Annotated in this window: 23 protein-coding genes; 5 read left to right on the top strand and 18 right to left on the bottom strand. The window is 70.0% G+C overall.

The window, feature by feature from the left end; genetic code table 11:
- Positions 1-17 precede the first annotated feature (17 nt).
- The 5 genes from trpA to ON23_RS09295 form a co-directional block, all read right to left on the bottom strand.
- Positions 18-809 carry a tryptophan synthase subunit alpha gene (gene trpA, locus ON23_RS09315; RefSeq protein ID WP_039777535.1) on the bottom strand — a complete coding sequence of 264 codons (792 nt, stop codon included), beginning with the start codon at positions 807-809 and terminating at the stop codon, positions 18-20.
- Positions 806-2080, bottom strand: coding sequence for a tryptophan synthase subunit beta (gene trpB / locus ON23_RS09310; protein ID WP_039777534.1), 1275 nt, complete (start codon positions 2078-2080; stop codon positions 806-808). Before trpB ends, trpA begins: the two co-directional genes overlap by 4 nt.
- Complete coding sequence (trpC, locus tag ON23_RS09305) at positions 2077-2901, bottom strand: indole-3-glycerol phosphate synthase TrpC (protein WP_039777532.1); 825 nt, start codon at positions 2899-2901, stop codon at positions 2077-2079. Before trpC ends, trpB begins: the two co-directional genes overlap by 4 nt.
- Before the next feature lie 151 nt (positions 2902-3052).
- On the bottom strand, positions 3053-3739 hold the full coding sequence (locus ON23_RS09300; RefSeq protein ID WP_039777530.1) for a TIGR02234 family membrane protein: 687 nt from the start codon (positions 3737-3739) through the stop codon (positions 3053-3055).
- Between the two features lie 334 nt (positions 3740-4073).
- Complete coding sequence (locus tag ON23_RS09295) at positions 4074-5651, bottom strand: anthranilate synthase component I (RefSeq protein ID WP_373282180.1); 1578 nt, start codon at positions 5649-5651, stop codon at positions 4074-4076.
- A gap of 98 nt (positions 5652-5749) precedes the next feature.
- Here ON23_RS09295 and ON23_RS09290 point away from each other — a divergent pair, with 98 nt between their 5' ends.
- The 3 genes from ON23_RS09290 to ON23_RS09280 all read left to right on the top strand — a co-directional run bounded on the left by ON23_RS09290 (position 5750) and on the right by ON23_RS09280 (position 7627).
- Positions 5750-6226: a peroxiredoxin gene (locus ON23_RS09290; protein WP_039777555.1), complete on the top strand. Its 477-nt coding sequence runs from the start codon at positions 5750-5752 to the stop codon at positions 6224-6226.
- A 129-nt stretch (positions 6227-6355) separates the two neighbouring features.
- The gene (locus ON23_RS09285; RefSeq protein WP_039777529.1) at positions 6356-6952 is read left to right on the top strand and encodes a hypothetical protein; all 597 of its coding nucleotides are present in this window, start codon (positions 6356-6358) and stop codon (positions 6950-6952) included.
- Positions 6953-7102: 150 nt separating this feature from the next.
- Complete coding sequence (locus ON23_RS09280; protein ID WP_245555921.1) at positions 7103-7627, top strand: MarR family winged helix-turn-helix transcriptional regulator; 525 nt, start codon at positions 7103-7105, stop codon at positions 7625-7627.
- 5 nt (positions 7628-7632) lie between these two features.
- On the opposite strand, the gene hisI is transcribed toward ON23_RS09280, so the two are convergent.
- Genes hisI through priA form a run of 4 tightly spaced genes read right to left on the bottom strand, consistent with a single transcriptional unit; the run spans position 7633 to position 10386 of the window.
- Positions 7633-7980, bottom strand: coding sequence for a phosphoribosyl-AMP cyclohydrolase (gene hisI / locus ON23_RS09275; protein ID WP_036500517.1), 348 nt, complete (start codon positions 7978-7980; stop codon positions 7633-7635).
- Positions 7981-8040: 60 nt separating this feature from the next.
- Positions 8041-8814: an imidazole glycerol phosphate synthase subunit HisF gene (gene hisF / locus ON23_RS09270; protein WP_039777527.1), complete on the bottom strand. Its 774-nt coding sequence runs from the start codon at positions 8812-8814 to the stop codon at positions 8041-8043.
- Positions 8811-9653, bottom strand: a complete 843-nt coding sequence (locus tag ON23_RS09265) for an inositol monophosphatase family protein (RefSeq protein WP_039777525.1) — start codon at positions 9651-9653, stop codon at positions 8811-8813. Before ON23_RS09265 ends, hisF begins: the two co-directional genes overlap by 4 nt.
- Before the next feature lies 1 nt (position 9654).
- Positions 9655-10386: a bifunctional 1-(5-phosphoribosyl)-5-((5-phosphoribosylamino)methylideneamino)imidazole-4-carboxamide isomerase/phosphoribosylanthranilate isomerase PriA gene (gene priA / locus ON23_RS09260; RefSeq protein WP_039777523.1), complete on the bottom strand. Its 732-nt coding sequence runs from the start codon at positions 10384-10386 to the stop codon at positions 9655-9657.
- Between the two features lie 231 nt (positions 10387-10617).
- On the opposite strand from priA, the gene ON23_RS09255 reads away from it, so the two are divergent.
- Positions 10618-11094, top strand: a complete 477-nt coding sequence (locus ON23_RS09255) for a hypothetical protein (RefSeq protein WP_039777521.1) — start codon at positions 10618-10620, stop codon at positions 11092-11094.
- Positions 11095-11096: 2 nt separating this feature from the next.
- Here the strand turns inward: ON23_RS09255 and hisH are convergent, their stop codons facing one another.
- The 6 genes from hisH to ON23_RS09225 all read right to left on the bottom strand — a co-directional run bounded on the left by hisH (position 11097) and on the right by ON23_RS09225 (position 16334).
- Positions 11097-11726: an imidazole glycerol phosphate synthase subunit HisH gene (hisH, locus tag ON23_RS09250; protein ID WP_039777520.1), complete on the bottom strand. Its 630-nt coding sequence runs from the start codon at positions 11724-11726 to the stop codon at positions 11097-11099.
- Positions 11723-12355: an imidazoleglycerol-phosphate dehydratase HisB gene (gene hisB, locus ON23_RS09245; protein ID WP_030514645.1), complete on the bottom strand. Its 633-nt coding sequence runs from the start codon at positions 12353-12355 to the stop codon at positions 11723-11725. The genes hisH and hisB overlap by 4 nt, the downstream gene beginning before the upstream one ends.
- Positions 12352-13485: a histidinol-phosphate transaminase gene (locus tag ON23_RS09240; protein ID WP_039777518.1), complete on the bottom strand. Its 1134-nt coding sequence runs from the start codon at positions 13483-13485 to the stop codon at positions 12352-12354. The genes hisB and ON23_RS09240 overlap by 4 nt, the downstream gene beginning before the upstream one ends.
- Positions 13482-14819 carry a histidinol dehydrogenase gene (hisD, locus tag ON23_RS09235; protein ID WP_039777516.1) on the bottom strand — a complete coding sequence of 446 codons (1338 nt, stop codon included), beginning with the start codon at positions 14817-14819 and terminating at the stop codon, positions 13482-13484. The genes ON23_RS09240 and hisD overlap by 4 nt, the downstream gene beginning before the upstream one ends.
- Positions 14820-14982: 163 nt before the next feature.
- Positions 14983-15270, bottom strand: a complete 288-nt coding sequence (locus ON23_RS09230) for a putative quinol monooxygenase (protein WP_039777553.1) — start codon at positions 15268-15270, stop codon at positions 14983-14985.
- Between the two features lie 29 nt (positions 15271-15299).
- A complete protein-coding gene (locus ON23_RS09225) occupies positions 15300-16334 on the bottom strand; it encodes an aldo/keto reductase (RefSeq protein ID WP_039777514.1) in 1035 nt (344 codons plus the stop codon).
- 142 nt (positions 16335-16476) lie between these two features.
- Between ON23_RS09225 and ON23_RS09220 the strand changes: the two genes are divergently transcribed.
- Positions 16477-17328, top strand: coding sequence for a helix-turn-helix transcriptional regulator (locus tag ON23_RS09220; RefSeq protein WP_039777513.1), 852 nt, complete (start codon positions 16477-16479; stop codon positions 17326-17328).
- A gap of 120 nt (positions 17329-17448) precedes the next feature.
- Here the strand turns inward: ON23_RS09220 and ON23_RS09215 are convergent, their stop codons facing one another.
- From ON23_RS09215 to ON23_RS09205, 3 genes are all read right to left on the bottom strand, one after another.
- Positions 17449-18054: a maleylpyruvate isomerase family mycothiol-dependent enzyme gene (locus ON23_RS09215; protein WP_039777512.1), complete on the bottom strand. Its 606-nt coding sequence runs from the start codon at positions 18052-18054 to the stop codon at positions 17449-17451.
- Between the two features lie 93 nt (positions 18055-18147).
- On the bottom strand, positions 18148-19713 hold the full coding sequence (locus ON23_RS09210) for a serine/threonine-protein kinase (RefSeq protein ID WP_039777511.1): 1566 nt from the start codon (positions 19711-19713) through the stop codon (positions 18148-18150).
- A gap of 233 nt (positions 19714-19946) precedes the next feature.
- A partial coding sequence (locus ON23_RS09205; protein WP_039777510.1) for a penicillin-binding transpeptidase domain-containing protein occupies positions 19947-20330 on the bottom strand: 384 nt, incomplete at its 5' end.

Below are 20330 nucleotides of genomic sequence, written 5' to 3'. Positions count from 1 at the left end.
CCAGTTCGCGTCGGCGATCAGCTGGTGACGGCCGCCGAACGCACGCCCTCGGCGAGTTCCGCGGTGAGCGTCCGGACCTGGTCCAGTCCCTGCCCCGCGGCCGTCACCAGCGCCGAACCGACGATGACTCCGTCGGCATAGGAAGCGATTTCGGCCGCCTGCGCACCGCTGCGCACACCCAGGCCGACACCGACCGGGATATCGGAGTGGGCACGCACCCGCGCGCACAGTTCCGGGGCCGCCGAGGACACCGCGTCGCGCGCGCCGGTGACGCCCATGGTGGAGGCGGCGTAGAGGAATCCACTACTGGCCTCGATGGTCTTGACCAGACGCTCCTCCGTCGAGGACGGGGCGACCAGGAAGATGCGGTCCAGATCGTGGGCGCGGGAGGCGTCGAACCACTCCCCCGCCTCCTCGGGAATGAGGTTGGGGGTGATCAGCCCGAGCCCGCCGGCCGCGGCCAGATCGCGGGCGAAACGGTCGACACCGTACTGCAGCACCGGATTCCAGTAGGTCATCACCACGGCGTTGCCCCCGGCGGCGGTGATCGCCTCGACGACGGTGAACACGTCACGCACGCGCACCCCGCCGCGCAGGGCCTGCTCGGTGGCGGCCTGGATGGTGGGGCCGTCCATCACCGGATCGGAATAGGCGATACCGACTTCGATGATGTCGCAACCGGATTCGACCATCGCGGTGCACACGTCGATGGATCCGGCCAGGTCCGGGTAGCCCGCGGGCAGATATCCGATCAGCGCGGCGCGGCCCTCGCCGCGGCTGGCCGCGAAGGTCGATTCCAGACGGCTCACGAGCGATTCTCCTCCGGGGCGGCAGCGTCGTCGAACAGGCCGAACCAGCGCGCCGCGGTATCCATGTCCTTGTCGCCACGTCCGGATAGATTCACCAGAATGATTGCGCCCGAACCCAATTCCCGGCCCAGCTGCAGCGCGCCGGCCACCGCGTGCGCCGATTCGATGGCCGGGATGATGCCTTCGGTGCGCGAGAGCAGCAGCAGCGCGTCCATCGCCTCGACATCGGTGATCGGCCGGTACTCGGCCCGGCCGATGTCCTTGAGGTAGGCGTGTTCGGGTCCGACGCCGGGATAGTCCAAACCGGCCGAGATGGAATGCGATTCGATGGTCTGGCCGTCCTCGTCCTGCAGCAGGTACGAGTAGGCGCCCTGGAACGCACCCGGGCGGCCACCGGCGAAAGTGGCTGCGTGCCTTCCGGTTTCGACACCGTCACCGGCCGCCTCGTAGCCGACCAGCCGCACGCCCTCGTCGTCGAGGAACGGGTGGAAGATGCCGATCGCGTTCGAGCCACCGCCCACGCACGCCACCACGGCGTCGGGAAGGCGCCCGGTCTGCGTCTGTACCTGCACCCGCGCCTCCAAGCCGACGATGCGCTGGAAGTCGCGCACCATCAGCGGGAACGGATGCGGGCCGGCCGCGGTGCCGAAGCAGTAGTAGGTCTCCGAGGCATTGGTGACCCAATCGCGTAGCGCCTCGTTGATCGCGTCCTTCAACGTCTGCGAGCCGGTGGTCACCGACACCACCTCGGCGCCCAGCAGCCGCATCCGCGCGACGTTGAGCGCTTGGCGGGCGGTGTCGACCGCGCCCATGTAGATCACGCATTCGAGGCCGAGCAGCGCACAGGCGGTGGCGGTGGCGACGCCGTGCTGACCGGCGCCGGTCTCGGCGATGACGCGGGTCTTGCCCATCCGCTGAGCGAGCAGCGCCTGGCCCAGCACATTGTTGATCTTGTGCGAACCGGTGTGGTTCAGATCCTCGCGCTTGAGCAGGATGCGGGCGCCGCCGGCGTGCTCGGAGAGCCGCTTGCATTCGAAGACCGGTGAGGGCCGGCCCGCGTAATCGCGCTGCAGCCGGTCGAGTTCGGCCAGGAAATCGGGATCCAGGCGCGACTTGTCGTATTCGGCGGAGACCTCCTCGATCACCGCCATCAGCGCCTCGGGCACGTGCCGGCCGCCGTAGACGCCGAAGTGGCCACCGATATCCGGTTCGTGGCTGCGATGGGTGACTCCCTCGCTGGCCTGGGGCAGCTGCTCGTGCACGCCGGTCATCGGGTGACACCCCGCCGCAGCGGACGCGGGCAGGACGGATGGGTGCCGGCGGTCACCAGCTCGGAGACGGCCGCACGCGGATCACCGCTGGTCACGAGGCTCTCACCGACCAGCACCGCATCGGCGCCGGCGCCGGCGTAGGCGAGCAGGTCGGCGGTGCCGCTCACACCGGACTCGGCGATCCGGATGACCTCGGTGGGTAGTCCGGGCGCGATGCGGGCGAAGACGTCCCGATCGACCTCGAGGGTCTTCAGGTTGCGGGCGTTCACGCCGATGACCGAGGCGCCGGCGGTCAGTGCCCGGTCGGCCTCCTCCTCGGTGTGCACCTCGACCAGCGCGGTCATACCCAGCGATTCGGTCCGATCGATGAGCGAGGCCAGGACATCCTGTTCCAGGGCGGCCACGATCAACAGGATCACGTCCGCACCGTGCGCCCGGGCCTCGTGGATCTGGTACGGGCCGACGACGAAGTCCTTGCGCAGAATCGGCACGTCGACGACCGCGCGAACGGCGTCCAGATCGTCGAGCGAGCCGTGGAAGCGGCGGCCCTCGGTGAGCACGCTGATGATGCGCGCGCCACCGTCCTCGTAGGACTTCGCCAGGCTGGCCGGATCCGGGATGTCGGCGAGCTCACCCTTCGAGGGGCTGGCGCGCTTGACCTCGGCGATGACTCCGATCCCGTCCGCGTGCAGTGCGGCGAGCGCATCGCGCGGCGAGGGGGCCGCGGCGGCGGCCTTCTTGACGGCCTGGAAATCCAGGAGGGCTTCCCGAGCGGCCACATCCGCGCGGACCCCGTCGAGAATCGAGTCGAGTACCGTCATCTGGCTCGAATCCTTTCTGGGGAGACGGACTTGCTACCTGAGAATCCCCCCAGGTGCTGTCTCACCGATGCTGATAAAGAGTAAATGGAGGTGTTCGCCGAGCCGACGGCGGGGTGTGACGCCTGCCGCCCGGCGCGCCGTGATAAAGCGCTCATCGGCCCGCCTCGTCGTCGGTCGGATCGGCGCCCGCGTCGAGCGCGTCCCACAGCACGCGCTGCGAGAGTTCGCCCGACTCCGGCTCCGGATGCGGAGGTGAGGCCGGCGTCGCCGGGCGCGGTGCGTCGGCGGCCTTCGCCGCCGACGACGTCTCGCCCGTGCGGCGCAGTTCGGCGACCTGTTCGGCGGCGGCGGCCCGGCGGAACACCGGGTTGTCGTACTTGCCCGACATGCGGGCCGTCGTTTCCGGCATACGGGCCAGCAGCACTCCGGCGGCGAAGGCCGCGAGCGCACCGACGACGCTGAGCGCGGCCGGGAAGGTGGCCGCCGTCGCCGCGTCGACATGTGCGCGGGCGGGCAGTTCGGCGAGCCGGGCGGCGCGTTCGGCGAGCTTGCCGTGCTGGGTCAGCAGGGCCAGGCCGGGCACCGCGGCGACCGCGGCGACCAGCGCCACCACGACGCCGATCAGCCGGCGCAGCCAGCCCTTGGTGGCGAACACGGCCGCGATCGATGCCAGCAGCACCAGCGCCAGCGGCGTCAGCGCGCCGAACCAGAGACCGCCGTCGAGATGCTGGGTGCGCGGTTCGGTCAGACCGTCGGAGGACCGCAGTGTCACCCAGGTCATGCGCGAGGAGCCCCACAGCGCGGCCGCGCCGATCGCGAGCAGCAGGACCGGCAGCACCGGGCGGGCGCGTCTCGCGGGCGGGTTCTCGGCCTCACCGGTATCGGTCTCGGGAACGTAGCGGTCGGGGTCACCGTCGCCGGTCCGCGGGGCGGACGGGTCGTCGCGCCGTCCAGCCGCGGCGGCATCTGCGCCCGCACCTTCGTCACCCGGGCCGGAACGGATCGGATCGCGGTCGGCGCTCGGTGGAACCGGCGCGCGATCGGCGGCGGAGCTGCCGGCATCGGACCGCCGGGGGCTCGCCGCGGTGGGCGACGTGCCGTTCGTGCCCGGGCGGCCGTGCCTTCCGGGCGGTCCGGCGAATGTCGTTGGGCTGGATCGGATTCCGGGTTGCTCATAGCAGAGTGCCGTCGGGTTCGGGGGTGAAGGTGCGCACGGTGCGCGCGGCGGCGACGGCCTTGAGCACGGCCATCGCCTTGTTGCGCGACTCCTCGTCCTCGTAGTCGGGCTGGGAGTCGGCGACGATGCCGGCACCGGCCTGCACATAGGCGATGCCGTCCTTGAGCAGCGCGGTGCGGATCGCGATCGCGGTATCGGCGTCGCCGGCGAAGTCGAGGTAGCCGACGACCCCGGCGTAGACACCGCGGCGGGTGGGCTCGTTCTCCTCGATCAACTCCATCGCCCGCACCTTCGGCGCACCGGAGAGCGTGCCGGCCGGGAAGCAGGCGCGCACGGCGTCGAGGGCGATGCGACCGGCCGCCAGCCGCCCGGTGACCGTGGACACCAGATGCATGACGTGGCTGTAGCGCTCGATGTGGCGGTATTCGGTGACGCGCACGGTCCCCGGTTCGCACACCCGGCCCAGATCGTTGCGGCCCAGGTCGACGAGCATCAGATGTTCGGCGTTCTCCTTCTCGTCGGAGAGCAGATCCTTCTCGAGCAGCACGTCGTCCTCCTCGGTGGCGCCGCGCCACCGAGTGCCGGCGATCGGATGTGTCGTCGCCACACCGTCTTTCACCGTCACCAGCGATTCCGGACTCGAGCCGACGATGGAGAACGCGGTGCCGCCCGCGCCGTCGGGAATGTGCATCAGATACATGTACGGGCTCGGATTCGAGGCGCGCAGCATCCGGTAGACGTCGCGCGGTTCGCCGTCGAAGTCCATTTCGAACCGCTGCGACAACACCACCTGGAACGCCTCGCCGGCCTCGATCTCGCCGACCAGCCGCCGCACGCCCGCACCGAAGTCCTCGCTGGTGCGGCGGCGGATGTAGTCCGGCTCGGGACGGTCGAAGACGGAGACGGTCGATTCGGCGGGCGCGGCCAGCGCCGCGGTCATCCGGTCGAGCCGGGCGACGGCGTCGTCGTAGGCCTCGTCCACGCGTTCGTCGGTGCCGTTCCAGTTCACCGCGTTGGCGATCAGCGTGATCGCGCCCTCGTGATGGTCGAAGGCGGCCAGATCCGCCGCGAGCAGCAGCACCATCTCCGGAACCCGCAGATCGTCGGTGGTCAGCTCCGGCAGTCGTTCGATGCGGCGCACGATGTCGTAGCCGAGATAGCCGACCAGGCCGCCGGTCAGCGGCGGCAGGCCGGGCAGGCGCTCGGTGCGCAGCAGTTCCAGGGTGTCGTGCAGCGCCTCCAGCGGGTCACCGCCGGCCGGTGCGTCGGCGGGTGTGGCGCCCAGCCACGCCGCCTGGCCGTCGACGACCGTCAGTGCGGTGGGGCTGCCGGCGCCGATGAACGACCAGCGCGACCACGAACGACCGTTCTCGGCCGACTCCAGCAGGAAGGTGCCCGGCCGGTCCGCGGCCAGCTTCCGGTAGGCGGACAGCGGGGTCTCCGAATCCGCCAGCACCTTGCGCGTCACCGGCACCACGCGGTGCGCGGCCGCCAGCACGCGGAACTGGTCCCGGGTGGTGGTGGTTGCGGTTTCCGGACGGTCGAATGCGGCGCCGTGCATATCGCTCATCATTCCAGTCGGCCGCAACCGAGATTCCCTGGCCCCGTCGCGACCCACACGCGGTCCGCGACGGGTACCGGGCGAGGGTGCCGACCGGTACCCTCGCGATTGTGAAAAAAGGCCAGCGCGCACCCGGGTTCGAACTTCCCGACCAGACCGGCACCGTCCGGTCGCTGGATTCGTTGCTGGCCGACGGACCGCTGACGCTGTTCTTCTTCCCCGCCGCCAACACCCCCGTGTGCACCGCGGAAGCCTGCCATTTCCGTGATCTGACAAGCGAATTCGCGGCCCTGGGCGCCAGTTGCGCGGGAATCAGCACCGATTCGGTCGACACCCAGGCCGGTTTCGCCCAGTCGCAGACCCTGGGCTATCCGCTGCTGTCCGATCGCGACGGTGCGGTGGCGGAACGGTTCGGCGTCAAGCGTTCCGGGGCGATCGGCGGTCTGCTCGGCAACTTCCTGCCGGTGAAGCGCCAGACCTTCGTGATCGACACCGACCGCACCGTCCTCGCGGTGATCTCGGGGGAACTGCGCGCCAACGTCCACGCCGACGCCGCGCTGGCCGCCCTGCGCGAGCACCGGTCCTGAAACGCCCGCTCGACACACCCCGGCTCGCCTTCGGGTGCGCCCCCTTTCGCCCTGGTGAGGGCGCATCGACGCCGTGACACGGCGCGATTCTCCCGGCGTCGGCGCGCGCACCGCGCATACGCTGGATTCATGACATCGACGAGCTCCCTCACGAACTCCGGGACCAAGCCCCGAGCCACCGTGTGGCGGAATCGAGCCCTCGGCCTGCTCGCGGTCATCATCGTGCTGGTCGTCGCCTATTTCGTGCTGTCGGCCTTCATTCCGCGCTGGTGGGCGCAGCGGATCGCCGGCATGTCCGGGCACGGCAGCTTCGCCCAGGGCATCTGGTCGGGGCTGGCGGTCGGCTTCCTGTGCACGCTGATCCCCCTGCTGCTCCTGCTGGGCGCGGTACGGGTGTGGCGCACCCGAGCCGGCAAATTCGCCGCCGGCGCGGCGGCGGTGCTGGCGTTGATCGTGGCGCTGCCCAATCTGATGACGCTGACCATCGTGCTGGGCGGCAACAGCGCCGCACACGCCGGGGAACGCGTCCTCGACGTCGACGCGCCCGGCTTCCGCGGCGCCTCGCTGGTCGGCGCCATCGTGGCGGCGGCGATCTTCGTGATCCTGCTCGTGCTACTGCTACGCAAACAGTGGCGGGCCCGCTCGGCCCGCCGTGCCGAGGCCGGCGTGGTCACCGCACCCGATACCGCTAACGCCACGCGGCCACCAGGCGATATCAAGGAGTGAACCCGACAGCGTCGCAATCGCGCCCCGGCGTGATAGCTGTCACGTCACCGGCAACCGGGCTGACCATCGAGCGAAGTCGTGGCAAACTTGTTGGTCGCGAGTGACGGTGAACTGCGATTTACGTCACTGGGCTGCAAGAGAGGGCGCGAAGTGACGGAATGGCTCAATCCCACCGAACGGCGAGCGTGGCGGACTCTGGTCGCGCTGACCACGCGATTACCCGCGGCGATGGACACCCAGCTGCAACGCGAAGCCGGGATGACGCATTTCGAGTACTTTCTGATGGCCCTGCTGTCCGAGGAGCCCGGACATCGCCTGCGACTCAGCGAACTGGCGAACAGGGCAAACGCATCGCTATCCCGGTTGTCGCATGTGGTGACGAAGCTGGAGCGGCTGGGATGGGCGCGACGGGACGCGGTGCGCGGCCGCCGCGGCGCCTACGCGGTGCTCACCGACGAGGGTTTCGAACAGGTACAGAAGGCCACTCCCGCCTATCTGGAAGGAGTGCGGGGGCTGGTCTTCGACGGCATCGACGATGAGCAGGTCGACCAGTTGCTCGCGCTCGGAGAGGCACTCGTGGCGCAGCTCGACGCGGGTCTGTCCCGGGGTATCGGCCGCGCCGACGGACTGCCCGACCCGCCGGCCGCCGAAGCCACGGCCGGCGCGGCCGGCTGACCGGTTCAGGTCGCGTCGGCGAGCAGCAGATCCCCGTCCCAGCAGGTGTGGGTGCCGGTGTGGCAGGCCGCGCCCTGCTGGTCGACGATCAGCAGTACGGCATCGCCGTCACAGTCCAGCCGCACCTCGTGCACGTACTGCGTATGCCCCGACGTCTCGCCCTTGACCCAGTACTGCTGCCGCGAACGCGAGTAGTAGGTGGCCTTGCGGGTGGCGAGGGTGCGGGCCAGGGCCTCGTCGTCCATCCACGCCATCATCAGCACGTCGCCGGTGCCGCGTTCCTGCGCGATCGCCGCGACCAGGCCCGCCTCGTTGCGCTTGAGCCGGGCGGCGACGGCGGGATCCAAACTCATACCCATCGTTATACCTGTCCTGTCGGTGCCGTTGGCGTCTGCCGAGGGTGCTGCTCGTCCTCAGCGGACGGTGATGCCCTCGGTCCGCATCGCGTCTTTGACCTGCGGAATCGTCAGGTCGCCGAAGTGGAAGACGCTCGCGGCCAATACCGCGTCGGCGCCGGTCCGCACCGCGGGGGCGAAATGGTCGACCTCGCCGGCGCCGCCGCTGGCGATGATCGGCACCGAGACGGCGGCACGCACCGCGCTGATCATCGGCAGGTCGAAACCGCCCTTGGTGCCGTCGGCGTCCATCGAGTTGAGCAGGATCTCCCCGACTCCGAGTTCGGCGCCGCGCTCCGCCCACTCCACCGCGTCGATGCCGGTGCCGCGTTTGCCGCCGTGGGTGGTCACCTCCCACCCGGACGGGGTCGGCGAGCCGGTGTCGGGCACGCGGCGCGCATCCACCGACAACACGATGCACTGGGAGCCGAAGCGCTGCGACATCTCGCGCAGGATCTCCGGGTTCGCGATCGCCGCGGTGTTCACCGACACCTTGTCCGCGCCCGCGCGCAGCAGCCGGTCCACATCCTCGACGGTGCGCACGCCGCCGCCCACGGTGAGCGGGATGAAGATCTGCTCGGCGGTGCGGGTCACCACGTCGATCATGGTGCCCCGATCGCCGCTCGAGGCCGTGACGTCGAGGAAGGTGAGCTCGTCGGCGCCTTGGGCGTCGTAGGCGGCGGCCAGTTCCACCGGGTCGCCCGCATCGCGCAGATTCTCGAAGTTCACGCCCTTGACCACCCGGCCGGCGTCGACGTCCAGGCACGGAATCACGCGTACCGCCAGAGTCATTGCGTCCCTTCCGAATTCTCGTTGCGCTCGGAGGCGCGGTCGACGGCGCTGTCGATCATGTCCAGGAGTTCTTCGTGCACCCCGGGCGCGGCGGCCAGCACCGACCGCGAGGTGATCGACCATTCTTCGCCGCGCAGATCGGTCACCACACCGCCCGCGGCGCGTACCAGCGCCACTCCGGCGGCGTTGTCCCACGGATGGTGGCCGAAGACGACCGCGCCGCCCAGCACCCCGGAGGCGGTGTAGGCCAGGTCGATGCCGGTGGATCCGTGCATGCGCACCCGGCTCGACAACCGGCTCAGCGCACCCAGCAGGTCGAAGCGGAACCGGCCCGGGATCCGGCCGTGGGCGTCGATGTTGAACGCGCCGAAGCCGATCATCGACTCCGCGAGTCGGCCGGGTTCCAAGGGCGGCAACGGTTTTCCGTTGAGCAGCAGCGGGCCACCGGCCGCCGCGGCGTAGCGGCGGTCCAGCAGCGGCAGCCAGGTCAGTCCGAGGACGGGCTGTCCGTCGGCCACCAGCGCCAGCAGCATCGCCGACAGCGGATGGCCCGCGGAGTAGTTGAAGGTGCCGTCGATGGGGTCGAGCACCCACGCGGTGCCCGAACTCAGTTCCGGTCCCCCGAATTCCTCACCGTGCACCGGAATTCCGGTGCGCTCGGCCAGCTGTTGCGACAGCGTGCGCTCGAGTTCCAGATCCAGTGCGGTGGCGAAGTCGCCGCGGCCCTTCTGGACCGCGCTCGGCGCCCCCAGCCCTTCGACGAAACGCGGTGCCGCACCGTCCAATATCTCGCTCGCCGTCGCGAGCAGCGCGGCCGGGTCGGAGACGGCGGCGGTCACGTCAGCGAACCGCGTCCAGCGCCTCGGGCAGCGTGAAACGCCCGGCGTACAAGGCTTTTCCGACGATCGCGCCTTCCACCCCGTCGGACACCAGTCCGGAGATGGCCCGCAGATCGTCGAGGGTGGAGACGCCCCCGGAGGCGATCACCGGGGCGTCGGTGGCCGCGCACACCTGCCGCAGAATGTCGAGGTTGGGGCCCTGCAGGGTGCCGTCCTTGCTCACGTCGGTGACCACGTAGCGGGCGCAGCCGTCGCGTTCCAGGCGCTCGAGCACCTCCCACAGGTCGCCGCCGTCGCTCACCCAGCCACGGCCCCGCAACCGGTAGTCGCCGTCGATGATCCGCACGTCCAGCCCGACCGCCACCCGGTCGCCGTATTCGGCGATGGCGCGGGCGCACCACTGCGGATCCTCGAGTGCCGCGGTACCCAGGTTGACCCGGGCACAGCCGGTGGCCATCGCGGCCTTCAGCGAGTCGTCGTCGCGGATGCCGCCGGAGAGCTCGACCTTCACATCCAGCTCACCGACGACCTCGGCGAGCAGTTCGCGGTTGGAGCCGCGCCCGAAGGCCGCGTCGAGGTCGACCAGATGCACCCATTCGGCGCCCGCCTCCTGCCAGGCCAGCGCGGCATCGCGGGGGGCGCCGTAGCTGGTTTCGCTGCCGGCCTCCCCCTGAACCAGGCGCACGGCCTCACCATTGGCGACATCGACGGCGGGTAGCAGCACAAGACTCACGTGTGCAGCCTACTGGCTACCGGTTGGCGTCGCGGTGCCGGGATGGCGCAAATAGGACGCCGGTCACTGCCTGCGGGGACGAGCATCACACGTTTGAGCTGGACAACGCCGGGCAATCCGAAGTCTGCGTGTGTCACTGTGCGCAGGAGGTCCAGACCGGCGGCTTCCGCGTACGTACCCTGGGTCGGGGGCACGTACTGCCATCGTTGTCGACGAAGAGGATCTTCACCCATGTCGCGGATCACGTTGCGGCCCATCATGTTCGCGTTGTCGTGCGGGGCCGTCGGCGCCGCCATGCTCGTGCCGCCCACGGCGACGGCGACCCCCGCCGACCCGATTCAATTGGCCGCCTGCGATTTCGGGCGCCAGTTCACCACCTACGACTGGGCCGGTTACGACGACTACGACCGGCGGGTCCTGGAGTTGTCCACCGGCGCGTTCCACGACCAGTTCGCGGCGTCGGCGCCCGATCGGCGCGCACACGTGACCTCGGCGCACGTCCGCTCCGAGGCCAATTCGGTGGAATGCCGCACCGACGTGGCCGACCCCGAACATTCGCAGGTCGTGGTGACCGTGGACCGGTCCGAACGCAGCGATGCCACCCTCGGCCTGCCCCGGCCCGAACGATCCCAGCTGCGGGTGTTCCTCGACAACATCGACGGCCGCTGGCTCGCGGGCCGGGTCGACACGCTGCCGCCGCAGACGTAGTCCTACAGCGAGCCGACCCAGTTGCGCAGCAGCTGCGCACCGGCGTCGCCGGACTTCTCCGGGTGGAACTGGGTGGCACACAGCGGCCCGTTCTCCACGGCGGCGAGGAACGGCCCGCCGTGTTCGGCCCAGATCAGCTTCGCCGGGGCGATGGTGCCGTTGTCGTCCCACTCCCACTTCTGCGCCGCGTAGGAGTGCACGAAGTAGAAGCGCGTCTCGGGAGCCATCCCGGCGAACAGCACGCTGTCCGCGGGAGCCTGCACGGTGTTCCAGCCCATATGCGGAAGTACCTGCGCCGGAAGCCGTTCCACCGTGCCCGGCCACTGCCCGCAGCCCTCGGACTCGACCCCGAATTCGACCCCGCGCTCGAACATGATCTGCATGCCCACGCAGATGCCCAGCACCGGCCGGCCCCCGGCGAGGCGGGTGCCGATGATCCGCTCCCCGCGCACCTGGGTCAGACCGGCCATGCACGCGGCGAAGGCGCCGACCCCGGGCACGACCAGACCGTCGGCGTTCAAGGCGGCCTGGGGATCGGCGGTGACGGTCACCTCCGCGCCGGTGCGGGCCAGCGCGCGCGCCGCGGAATGCAGATTGCCGGAGCCGTAGTCCAGCAGCACAACCGATTTCACAGCGTTCCCTTCGTGGACGGCACACCGGTGACCCGGGGGTCTGGTTCGACGGCGGCGCGCAGAGCCCGTGCGACGGCCTTGAATTCGGCCTCGGTGATGTGGTGCTGGTCGCGGCCGTACAGCACCCGCACGTGCAGTGCGATGCGGGCGTTGAGCGCGATGGATTCGAAGACGTGCCGGTTCAGCACCGTGGAATACGACGCACCGGGACCGGCGCTGGGGATCACGGTGTGCAGCAGCCGCTCCGGCTCGCCGTCGTGAACGCAGTACGGCCGCCCCGACACGTCGACGACGGCGTGGGCGAGGGTTTCGTCCATCGGGATGTAGCAGTCGCCGAAGCGGCGGATGCCCTTCTTGTCACCCAAGGCCTCGCCGAGCGCCTGCCCGATGACGATGGCGGTGTCCTCGACGGTGTGATGGGCCTCGATCTCGATATCGCCCTTGGCCTGCACGGTCAGATCGAAGCTGCCGTGCTGACCGAAGGCGGTGAGCATGTGGTCGTAGAACGGGACGCCGGTGGAGATGTCGGTCCGGCCGGTGCCGTCGAGATTCAGCTCGACCACGATGCTGGATTCGCGGGTGGTGCGTTCCACCCGGGCGGTTCGATTCATACTCGCTTCCGTACTCATCGGGAGATCACCTCGGTGGCCACCAGCTTCTCGCTCACCCGCAGGAATTCGTCGTTCTCGGCGGCCAGTCCGATGGTGGTGCGCAGATAGCCGGGAATGCCGACGTCGCGGATCAGCACGCCCTCGTCCAGATAACGCTGCCAGGTGCGCGGGGCGTCGGCGAAGTAGCCGAACAACAGGAAGTTCGCGTCCGAGGTGACCACCTCGAAACCCATCTCCCGCAACGCCGCGGCCACTCGTTCCCGCTGCGCGGCGAGTTCGGCGACACTGGCCAGAGTTTCGTCGGCGTGGCGCAGCGCGGCGCGAGCGGCGGCCTGGGTGACCACCGACAGGTGGTAGGGCAGCCGCACCAGCAGCATCGCCTCGATCACCGCGGGCGCGGCGACCAGATAGCCGAGCCGCCCGCCGGCGAAGGCGAAGGCCTTGCTCATGGTGCGGCTGACCACCAGTTTCGCCGGATACCGGTCGATGAGCCCGAGGGCGCTGGGCGCGGCGGAGAACTCGCCGTACGCCTCGTCGACCACCACGATGCCCGGCGCCGCCTCGAGCAGACGCTCCAGATCGGCGAGGGCGATCGAATGTCCGGTCGGATTGTTCGGGCTGGTCACGAATACCACATCGGGGCGGCGGTCGGCGATCACCGCGGCCGCGTAGTCGATGTCGAGGGAGAAGTCGCTGTTGCGCTCGGCCTCGATCCACTCGGTGTCGATGCCCTCGGAGATGATCGGGTGCATCGAATACGAGGGCACGAAGCCGAGGGCGCTGCGGCCGGGCCCGCCGAAGGCCTGCAGCAACTGCTGCAGAATCTCGTTGGAGCCGTTGGCCGCCCACACGTTCGCGGTCTGCACGGCGACGCCGGTCTGGCGGGTCAGGTACGCCGCCAGGTCGGTGCGCAGCGCCACCGCGTCCCGGTCGGGATAGCGGTGCAGGTCGGCAGCCGCGGCGCGAATGGATTCGGCCACGTCGTCGATCAGCGCCCGGCTCGGCGGATGCGGATTCTCGTTGGTGTTCAACTGCACCGGCACCGCCAATTGCGGTGCGCCGTACGGGCTCTTACCGCGCAGGTTCTCGCGCAGCGGCAGATCGTCGAGGGTCGCCGCGGCGCCCGGGATATCGGCGGTCGCGGTCATGACAGGGCCTCGAAACGCACCTGCACGGCCTGGCCGTGCGCGGGCAGATCCTCGGCATTGGCCAGCGAGACCACGTGTCCGGCAACATCTTTCAGCGCGGCTTCGCTGTATTCGACGACGTGGATGCCGCGCAGGAAGGTCTGCACGCTCAGCCCCGAGGAGTGGCGGGCGCACCCGGCGGTGGGCAGGACGTGATTCGATCCGGCGCAGTAGTCGCCGAGGCTCACCGGTGACCACGCGCCGACGAACACCGCACCCGCGCTGCGGACGCGTCCGGCGACCGCGGCCGCGTCGGCGGTCTGGATCTCGAGGTGTTCGGCGGCGTAGGCGTTGACCACCCGCAGCCCCTGCTCGATATCGTCGACGAGCACGACACCGGACTGCTTGCCGGACAACGCCTCCGACACCCGCTCCCGGTGCTTGACCACCTCGAGCTGGGTGGTGATCGCGGCGTCGACCGCATCCGCCAGTGCCACACTGCCGGTGACCAGCACGCTCGCGGCGAGCACATCGTGTTCGGCCTGCGAGATCAGGTCGGCGGCCACGTGCGCCGGATCGGCGGTGGCGTCGGCGAGAATCGCGATCTCGGTGGGACCGGCCTCGGCGTCGATGCCGACCAGGCCGCGGCACAGCCGCTTGGCGGCGGTGACGTAGATATTGCCCGGACCGGTGATCATGTCGACGGGGGCGAGCTGCGCGCCGTCGGTGTCGGTGCCGCCGTAGGACAGCAATGCGACCGCCTGGGCGCCGCCGACCGCCCACACCTCCTCGACGCCGAGCAGTTTCGCCGCGGCGAGGATCGTCGGATGCGGCAGTCCGCCGAACTGGGCCTGCGGCGGCGAGGCGACCACCAGCGAGTCCACGCCCGCGGCTTGGGCGGGGACGACGTTCATGACGACACTGGACGGGTAGACGGCGTTGCCGCCGGGCACGTAGAGCCCGACCCGCTCGACCGGCACCCAGCGTTCGGTGACGGTGCCGCCGGGCACCACCTCGGTCGTGGTGTCGGTGCGGCGCTGGTCGGCGTGGACCTTGCGGGTGCGTTCGACGGCCACCTCGAGCGCCGCGCGCACGGCGGGAGCCAGCTCGGCGAGGGCCTTGTCGAGTTCGGCGGCCGGAACGCGCACGCTCGCCGGGGTGATGCCGTCGAACTTCGCGCTGAACTCCTGCGCGGCCTCGACCCCGCGATCACGGATCGCCTCGACCACCGGCCGCACATGATGCAGCACCGAGTCCACGTCCACTCCCCCGCGCGGCAGTGCCGCGCGCAGTTCGGCAGCGGAGGGCGTACGTCCGCGCAGATCCACGCGGGCGAGCTCGATGCGGCTAGTCATAGCGGTGTGAAATCCTTGTCTGTCCGGCCGGTCTGTGCTGGTCATCACATCGAAGCGAATGCTCCGGACCGCCTACCAGCCTATCGGGTCGGCGCCAGTGGATATCCGCCGCCCGAGCCGGATGCGGCGTCATGCTCCCGCATCCGGCTCCGGCCGCGGCGGCTCATTCCGGCACCAGGCGATACAGCGTCATCGGCTCGGCCAGGATCAGATCCAGCACCTCGGCGATATGACGGAAGTGCGGGGTCGCGAAATGAGCCTCGAGCGCGTCGGGCCCGTGCCAGCGCTCCACCACCACCATGCGAGCCGGATCGTTGGGGTCGGCGTAGGGCCGGTAGTCCAGGCATCCGGGTTCGGCGAGCGACGGTTCGATCATCGCCTCCAGGGCGGTGCGCAGCCGATCCTCCCGGCCGGGGCGGGCGTGCAGTTCGGCGACGACGTGCAGGTCCATGGTGTTCTCCTCCGATCGTTCGGACGGGTTCACGGGCGGACCGGACCGGTACCGGCTCCGGTGGCGACCAGCGCGGCGGTGATCTCGGCCTGATCGTCGGCGGTGAGTACCAGGTCGCGAGCCCCGGCCCACCCGTCGATCTGTGCCGGCGTGCGGGCGCCGACGATCGCCCCCGTGATGCCGGGCCAGCCCGTGACCCAGGCCAGCGCCACCTCCGCCACCCCGACGCCGTGCCGGGCGGCGATCGGGCGCAGCGCGTCGACGAAGGCGAGGTTGACCGGCAGATCGGTGGTGAACTCGGCGTAGCCGCGGCGCCAGTCGTCGGCGGCGAGCACACGGTCGGCGGTGTACGCGCCGGTGAGCAGGCCCGACTGCAGCGGCGAATAGGCGATCACACCGGTGTCGTGGGCGGCCGCCCACGCGATCTCCGGCGCCGCGACGCGGTTGAGCGCCGAGAACGGCGGCTGGATCGCATCGACATGCGCGATGGATTCGGCGATATCCAGTTGCCGCACATCGTGATTGGACAGGCCGACGGCACGTACCTTGCCTTCCTTGCGCAGGTCCGCCATCAGCTGCCAGTACTCCTCGAGCGGCGTGGCGTCGCCGGTCGGTTCGCCCTCGGCGCCGTAGACGAAGCGGGCGCCGGTATCGGGCCAGTGCACCTGGTACAGGTCGATGTGGTCGGTGCCGAGGCGGCGCAGCGAATTCTCGAGTTCGCGGCGGACCGTCTGCGGCCGCATCACCCGCAGCGGCGGGCCGTTCGGGTCGTCGCCGTCGTCCCAGATCAGGCCGGTCTTGGTGAAGATGTACGGGCGCTCCCGCTCGGGAATCCCGGCCAGGGCGCGGCCGACGAGTTCCTCGGCATGCCCGAGTCCGTACGCGGCCGCGGTGTCGATCCAGTTGAGTCCGGTAGCGACGGCGTGCCGGATGGCGGCCACCGAATCGGTGTCGTCGGTGCTGCCCCACGAATACTGCCAGCCGGGCCCGGAGATCACCCAGGTGCCGAAACCCACTGGGGTGATGTCCATTCCGGTGCTGCCGAAGCGGCGAGTGGTGCTCATCGATGCGTCTCCTTCGTTCGCGCCGCCCCGGTGGCGGCGCCGAAATCCAGATTCGTCACCGGTGTCGCCGGCTACCAGTGCGTGCCGAGCCTGGGCATACGGTGACCAGGCCGAGCGGGGTCGGGCGCCCGATACTTGCCGCATGAGCCTGGATCGACGCGCCGAACTCGGGGAATTCCTGCGATCGCGCCGTGCCCGTCTGCGTCCGGAGGAGGTAGGTCTGGCCGAGCACGGCACCCGCCGCCGGGTGCCGGGTCTGCGCCGCGAGGAGCTGGCACTGCTGGCCGGGGTGAGTGTGGATCACTACGTGCGCCTGGAACAGGGCCGCACGCTGCACTTTTCGGAGTCGGTGCTGGACGCGGTGGCGCGGGCGTTGCGGCTGAATCCGCTCGAACGCGACCACCTGTACCGGCTGGCCCGTCCGTGGTCGGGCACCGAACCCGTTGCGGCACAGCAGGTGCGGCCCGGTTTGCGGCGGCTGCTCGACAGCTCCGAGGCCCCGGCCTACATCGTCGGCCGCGGCACGAATGTGCTGGCCTGGAACCGTGCGGCGGCCGCGCTGCTCACCGATTTCGGCGCATTGCCGCCGGAGCAGCGCAATCTGGCGCGGCTGGTGTTCTTCGACGAGGGAATGCGCGAACTGTACGAAGATTGGCCGGCCAAGGCCGCCGACGTCGTCGCCTATCTCCGGCTGGACGCGGCCCGCAATCCCGGCGACCACGGCATCGCGGCGCTGATCGACGAATTGCGGCGGCGTGATGCGGATTTCGAGCGGCTGTGGTCGCGCCACGAGGTGAAGGACAAGACCCACGGCCGCTACGTCTACCGGCATCCGGTGGTCGGCCGGCTCGGCCTGGGCTTCGAAACGCTGAGACTGCCCGACGACCCCGATCAGGCGCTGATCGTCCACACGGTCGAGCCCGATTCTCCGAGCGCGACCGGCCTGCGCCTACTCACCGATTGGACGGCCGACACGGAAACCGCTGCGCGATAGCGACATTCCGTCCCAGCTCGCTTCGACCCGGCACTCGCCTCGCCGATGCACGGCCTGCGACGGTAGGCACGCCGTATCCGGGCCGCGAAACCGTCGGGAAGCCATGTTCGCTGCGGCGCATCACACTCCGTGGCGCCGGCGCAGTGTCTCCACACCCTCACCGGTGAGGTCTTCCAGGGCGGCGGGGCGGCCCACCGCGGCCAGCGCCAGCGCCTCGCCCGGCCCGCGGACTTCCGGCCCGGTGCCGGCGGACCACTCCACGTCGGTGGCGACGAAACGCAGGCCGCGGGTGTAGGTGCGCGGACGCGCGAACGGGTCGGGATGGCGCAGCACCGCGACCAGGCGGTCGGCCGGGATGGTACGGGGGCGTCCGAGTGGACGGCGGATGTCCTGCTGATGCACCAGGATGTCGGCCAGGCCCAGGCTCGGCCACACGCCGGTGATGCGCTGTCCGGAGTTGTCGAATCGCTCGATGAGCTGCGCCGGCGTGAGATCCCGAGCCCGGTCGACGAGACCGTTGTTGACGCGGTCGGTGCTCAGCCGGTAGCCGAGGGCGAAGCGGGCGTAGCCCAGCAGGGACATCTCGTCGTAGAGCAGGTGCCCCACCACGTCGCGCACCCGCCACCCCGCACACAGCGAGGGCGCCTCCCATTCGTCTTCGCTCAGATCACGCAGCAGCGTAATCAGTTCGGCCCGTTCGTCGTTCAGCAGCTGCCGAGTGCTCACGGCCCGAGACTACCGGGAGCGCACCGGGCGCGAACAGCTACCGCGGACGGATCGACGCCTCCGCCCGTGGGCGGAGACCCGCCCGCAGCCGGATCAGTGCGTATCGCTGTCGATCAGCAGCTTCCCGCTGCTGCCCACCACGACGCGCAGTTCGATCGACTTGTTCTGGCCACCGTAGGTGATGCTGGCGACCGACATATCCACCGAGCCATCGGAATTGGCGCTGCTGCCGCCACCCCGCGCGCCCTCGATGGTGTTGTACGCGGTGATCTGGTTCTGCTTCCAGTAGCTCGCGAACGCCTGCTGGCTGCCGTACACCTGCTGCGCCGCGGGAGTGAGCAGATTCCATGCGGTGCCGGTGTTCTGGTCGACGAGGGCGTCGTAGAAGTTCTGGATGACACCGGCCGCCGAGCCGACGTCCGTCTTACCGGCGCTCTTGGTCTGTCCCACGGCCGCGACGCTCTGCGTCGAGGTACCCGCCTGCGCGGTGGCGGTCGCCGCCGGCGAATTCGCCTGCGAACCGGGCGATTCCGTCTTCGCGCCGCCGAACATCAGATACAGCGCCGCGGCGACGATCACCAGACCGGCGGCGAAACCACCGGCGAACACCCACGGTTTCGCGTTGCGGGTGGGCGCCGGCTCGGCGGCGGGCACCGGATTGGAGCGGGTGGGGTGCGCGCCGGCCGCGACGGGCCGGACCGGCTGCATCTCCGGTTCGGACAGTACCGCCGCGGTGGCCATCATCTCCGCGGTGGAGATATCCGCCTGTGCCGTACGGCGATCCAGGGTGCGCGTGGCCTGGCGGCGCGCGCCCCCGCGGTGGGTGGCCAGCATCCGGGTCGATTCGGCATCCGCGGCCTGATCCGCGAAATCGGCCAGCTGATCGCGCACGTCGGTCATGCTCGGCCGGTCCTCCGGCTCGAAGCTGAGCAGATCCAGCAGCAGATCGGTGAGTGGGCCGGCGTTGCGCGGCTGGCTCAGCTGACCGTTGGCCGCGGCGTACAGCAGTGCCAGGGGATTCGGATTGGTGCCGTAGGGCGGTTCGCCCTCGAGAGCGTGGAAAAGCGTTGCGCCCAAGGCGAAGACGTCGGCGGCCGGACTGGGTTCAGCGCCACGGGCGACCTCGGGGGCCAGATAGGCCGCGGTGCCGGAGATCAGGCCGGTGGCGGTGAGGTTGACATCTCCCTTGGCCTTGGAGATACCGAAGTCGGTGATCTTCACGGTGCCGTTGTCGCCGAGCAAGACGTTGCCGGGCTTGATGTCCCGGTGCACGATGCCCGCGCGATGGGCGGCCACCAGCGCCGAGGCGACCTGCTCACCGATGCGCGCCACCTGCGGCAGCGGCAGCGTCCCCTGCGAGGACAGCACCACGGCGAGGCTCTGCGACGGCAGATACTCCATGATCAGGCAGGGATCGCCCTCGTGCTCGGTGATGTCGAAGACCACGATCGCGTTGGGGTGCTGGAAGCGGGCCGCGTTGCGGGCCTCCCGAGACGCGCGCTGACGCACGATCTCTTTCTCCCCCGGCGGCAGACTGGGCTGGGTGAGGATCTGCTTGATCGCGACCGACCGTTCGAGTCGTTCGTCGACGGCACGCCAGACGACGCCTGTGCCGCCGCTACCAATCCGCTCGACCAGGCGGTAATGCCCTGCGATCACTTGGCCGGTTTCGATGGCACTACTCCGAGTTTCTCCGCGATCCGTGACTTACCGCGCGCGGGGTCATGTCCCGCGCGTGTTCCCGGACGAGTGTAGCGGGCCTGACGGGCCGCTTTGACGCCGGAGCGAGATCTGTGCGGAATATGTGTGACCACCATGCGATGCGGTCGAGATCAGTTCGCTATACAGCGAGAGTATATGTGACGAACTTCACTCATTTTCGGGGCGCGCTACTACTGATTCCGCAGGAAACGTCCGGCCGCCTCGACCGCCGGCGTCGAGCTGCCGGCATCGCCGACGAACACCGCCAGCGCCAGGTCACCGTCGATGCCGACGAACCAGCCGTGCGCGTGGGCGTCATCGATGTATTCGGCCGTGCCGGTCTTGCCGAGCATGCCCGGAATGTCGGCGAGGCTGGTGGCCGTGCCGTTCGTAATGGTCTCGCGCATCATGGATTTCACCTGATCCAGCACCGGCGCGGGCACGGGATCCGGGGTCCGGTCCGCCTTCCCGGGGGATCCCGCCACGATGGTGGGCGCCGGCACCGAACCGTGGGCGACGGTCGCGGCGACCAACGCCATGCCGAACGGTGACGCGGTCACCCGGCCCTGGCCGAT

Source organism: Nocardia cerradoensis NBRC 101014 (assembly GCF_000308535.1).
GTDB classification, from domain to species: domain Bacteria; phylum Actinomycetota; class Actinomycetes; order Mycobacteriales; family Mycobacteriaceae; genus Nocardia; species Nocardia cerradoensis.
This window is presented reverse-complemented; position numbering and strand designations above follow the sequence as displayed.

Bases quoted from the DNA above. Each gene is read 5' to 3' on its own strand.
- trpB (WP_039777534.1), bottom strand. From the start codon at position 2,080: ATGACCGGCGTGCACGAGCAGCTGCCCCAGGCCAGCGAGGGAGTCACC.
- trpC (WP_039777532.1), bottom strand. From the start codon at position 2,901: ATGACGGTACTCGACTCGATTCTCGACGGGGTCCGCGCGGATGTGGCC.
- ON23_RS09295 (WP_373282180.1), bottom strand. From the start codon at position 5,651: ATGATGAGCGATATGCACGGCGCCGCATTCGACCGTCCGGAAACCGCA.
- ON23_RS09285 (WP_039777529.1), top strand. From the start codon at position 6,356: ATGACATCGACGAGCTCCCTCACGAACTCCGGGACCAAGCCCCGAGCC.
- hisI (WP_036500517.1), bottom strand. From the start codon at position 7,980: ATGAGTTTGGATCCCGCCGTCGCCGCCCGGCTCAAGCGCAACGAGGCG.
- hisF (WP_039777527.1), bottom strand. From the start codon at position 8,814: ATGACTCTGGCGGTACGCGTGATTCCGTGCCTGGACGTCGACGCCGGC.
- ON23_RS09255 (WP_039777521.1), top strand. From the start codon at position 10,618: ATGTCGCGGATCACGTTGCGGCCCATCATGTTCGCGTTGTCGTGCGGG.
- hisB (WP_030514645.1), bottom strand. From the start codon at position 12,355: ATGAGTACGGAAGCGAGTATGAATCGAACCGCCCGGGTGGAACGCACC.
- ON23_RS09240 (WP_039777518.1), bottom strand. From the start codon at position 13,485: ATGACCGCGACCGCCGATATCCCGGGCGCCGCGGCGACCCTCGACGAT.
- hisD (WP_039777516.1), bottom strand. From the start codon at position 14,819: ATGACTAGCCGCATCGAGCTCGCCCGCGTGGATCTGCGCGGACGTACG.
- ON23_RS09230 (WP_039777553.1), bottom strand. From the start codon at position 15,270: ATGGACCTGCACGTCGTCGCCGAACTGCACGCCCGCCCCGGCCGGGAG.
- ON23_RS09225 (WP_039777514.1), bottom strand. From the start codon at position 16,334: ATGAGCACCACTCGCCGCTTCGGCAGCACCGGAATGGACATCACCCCA.
- ON23_RS09220 (WP_039777513.1), top strand. From the start codon at position 16,477: ATGAGCCTGGATCGACGCGCCGAACTCGGGGAATTCCTGCGATCGCGC.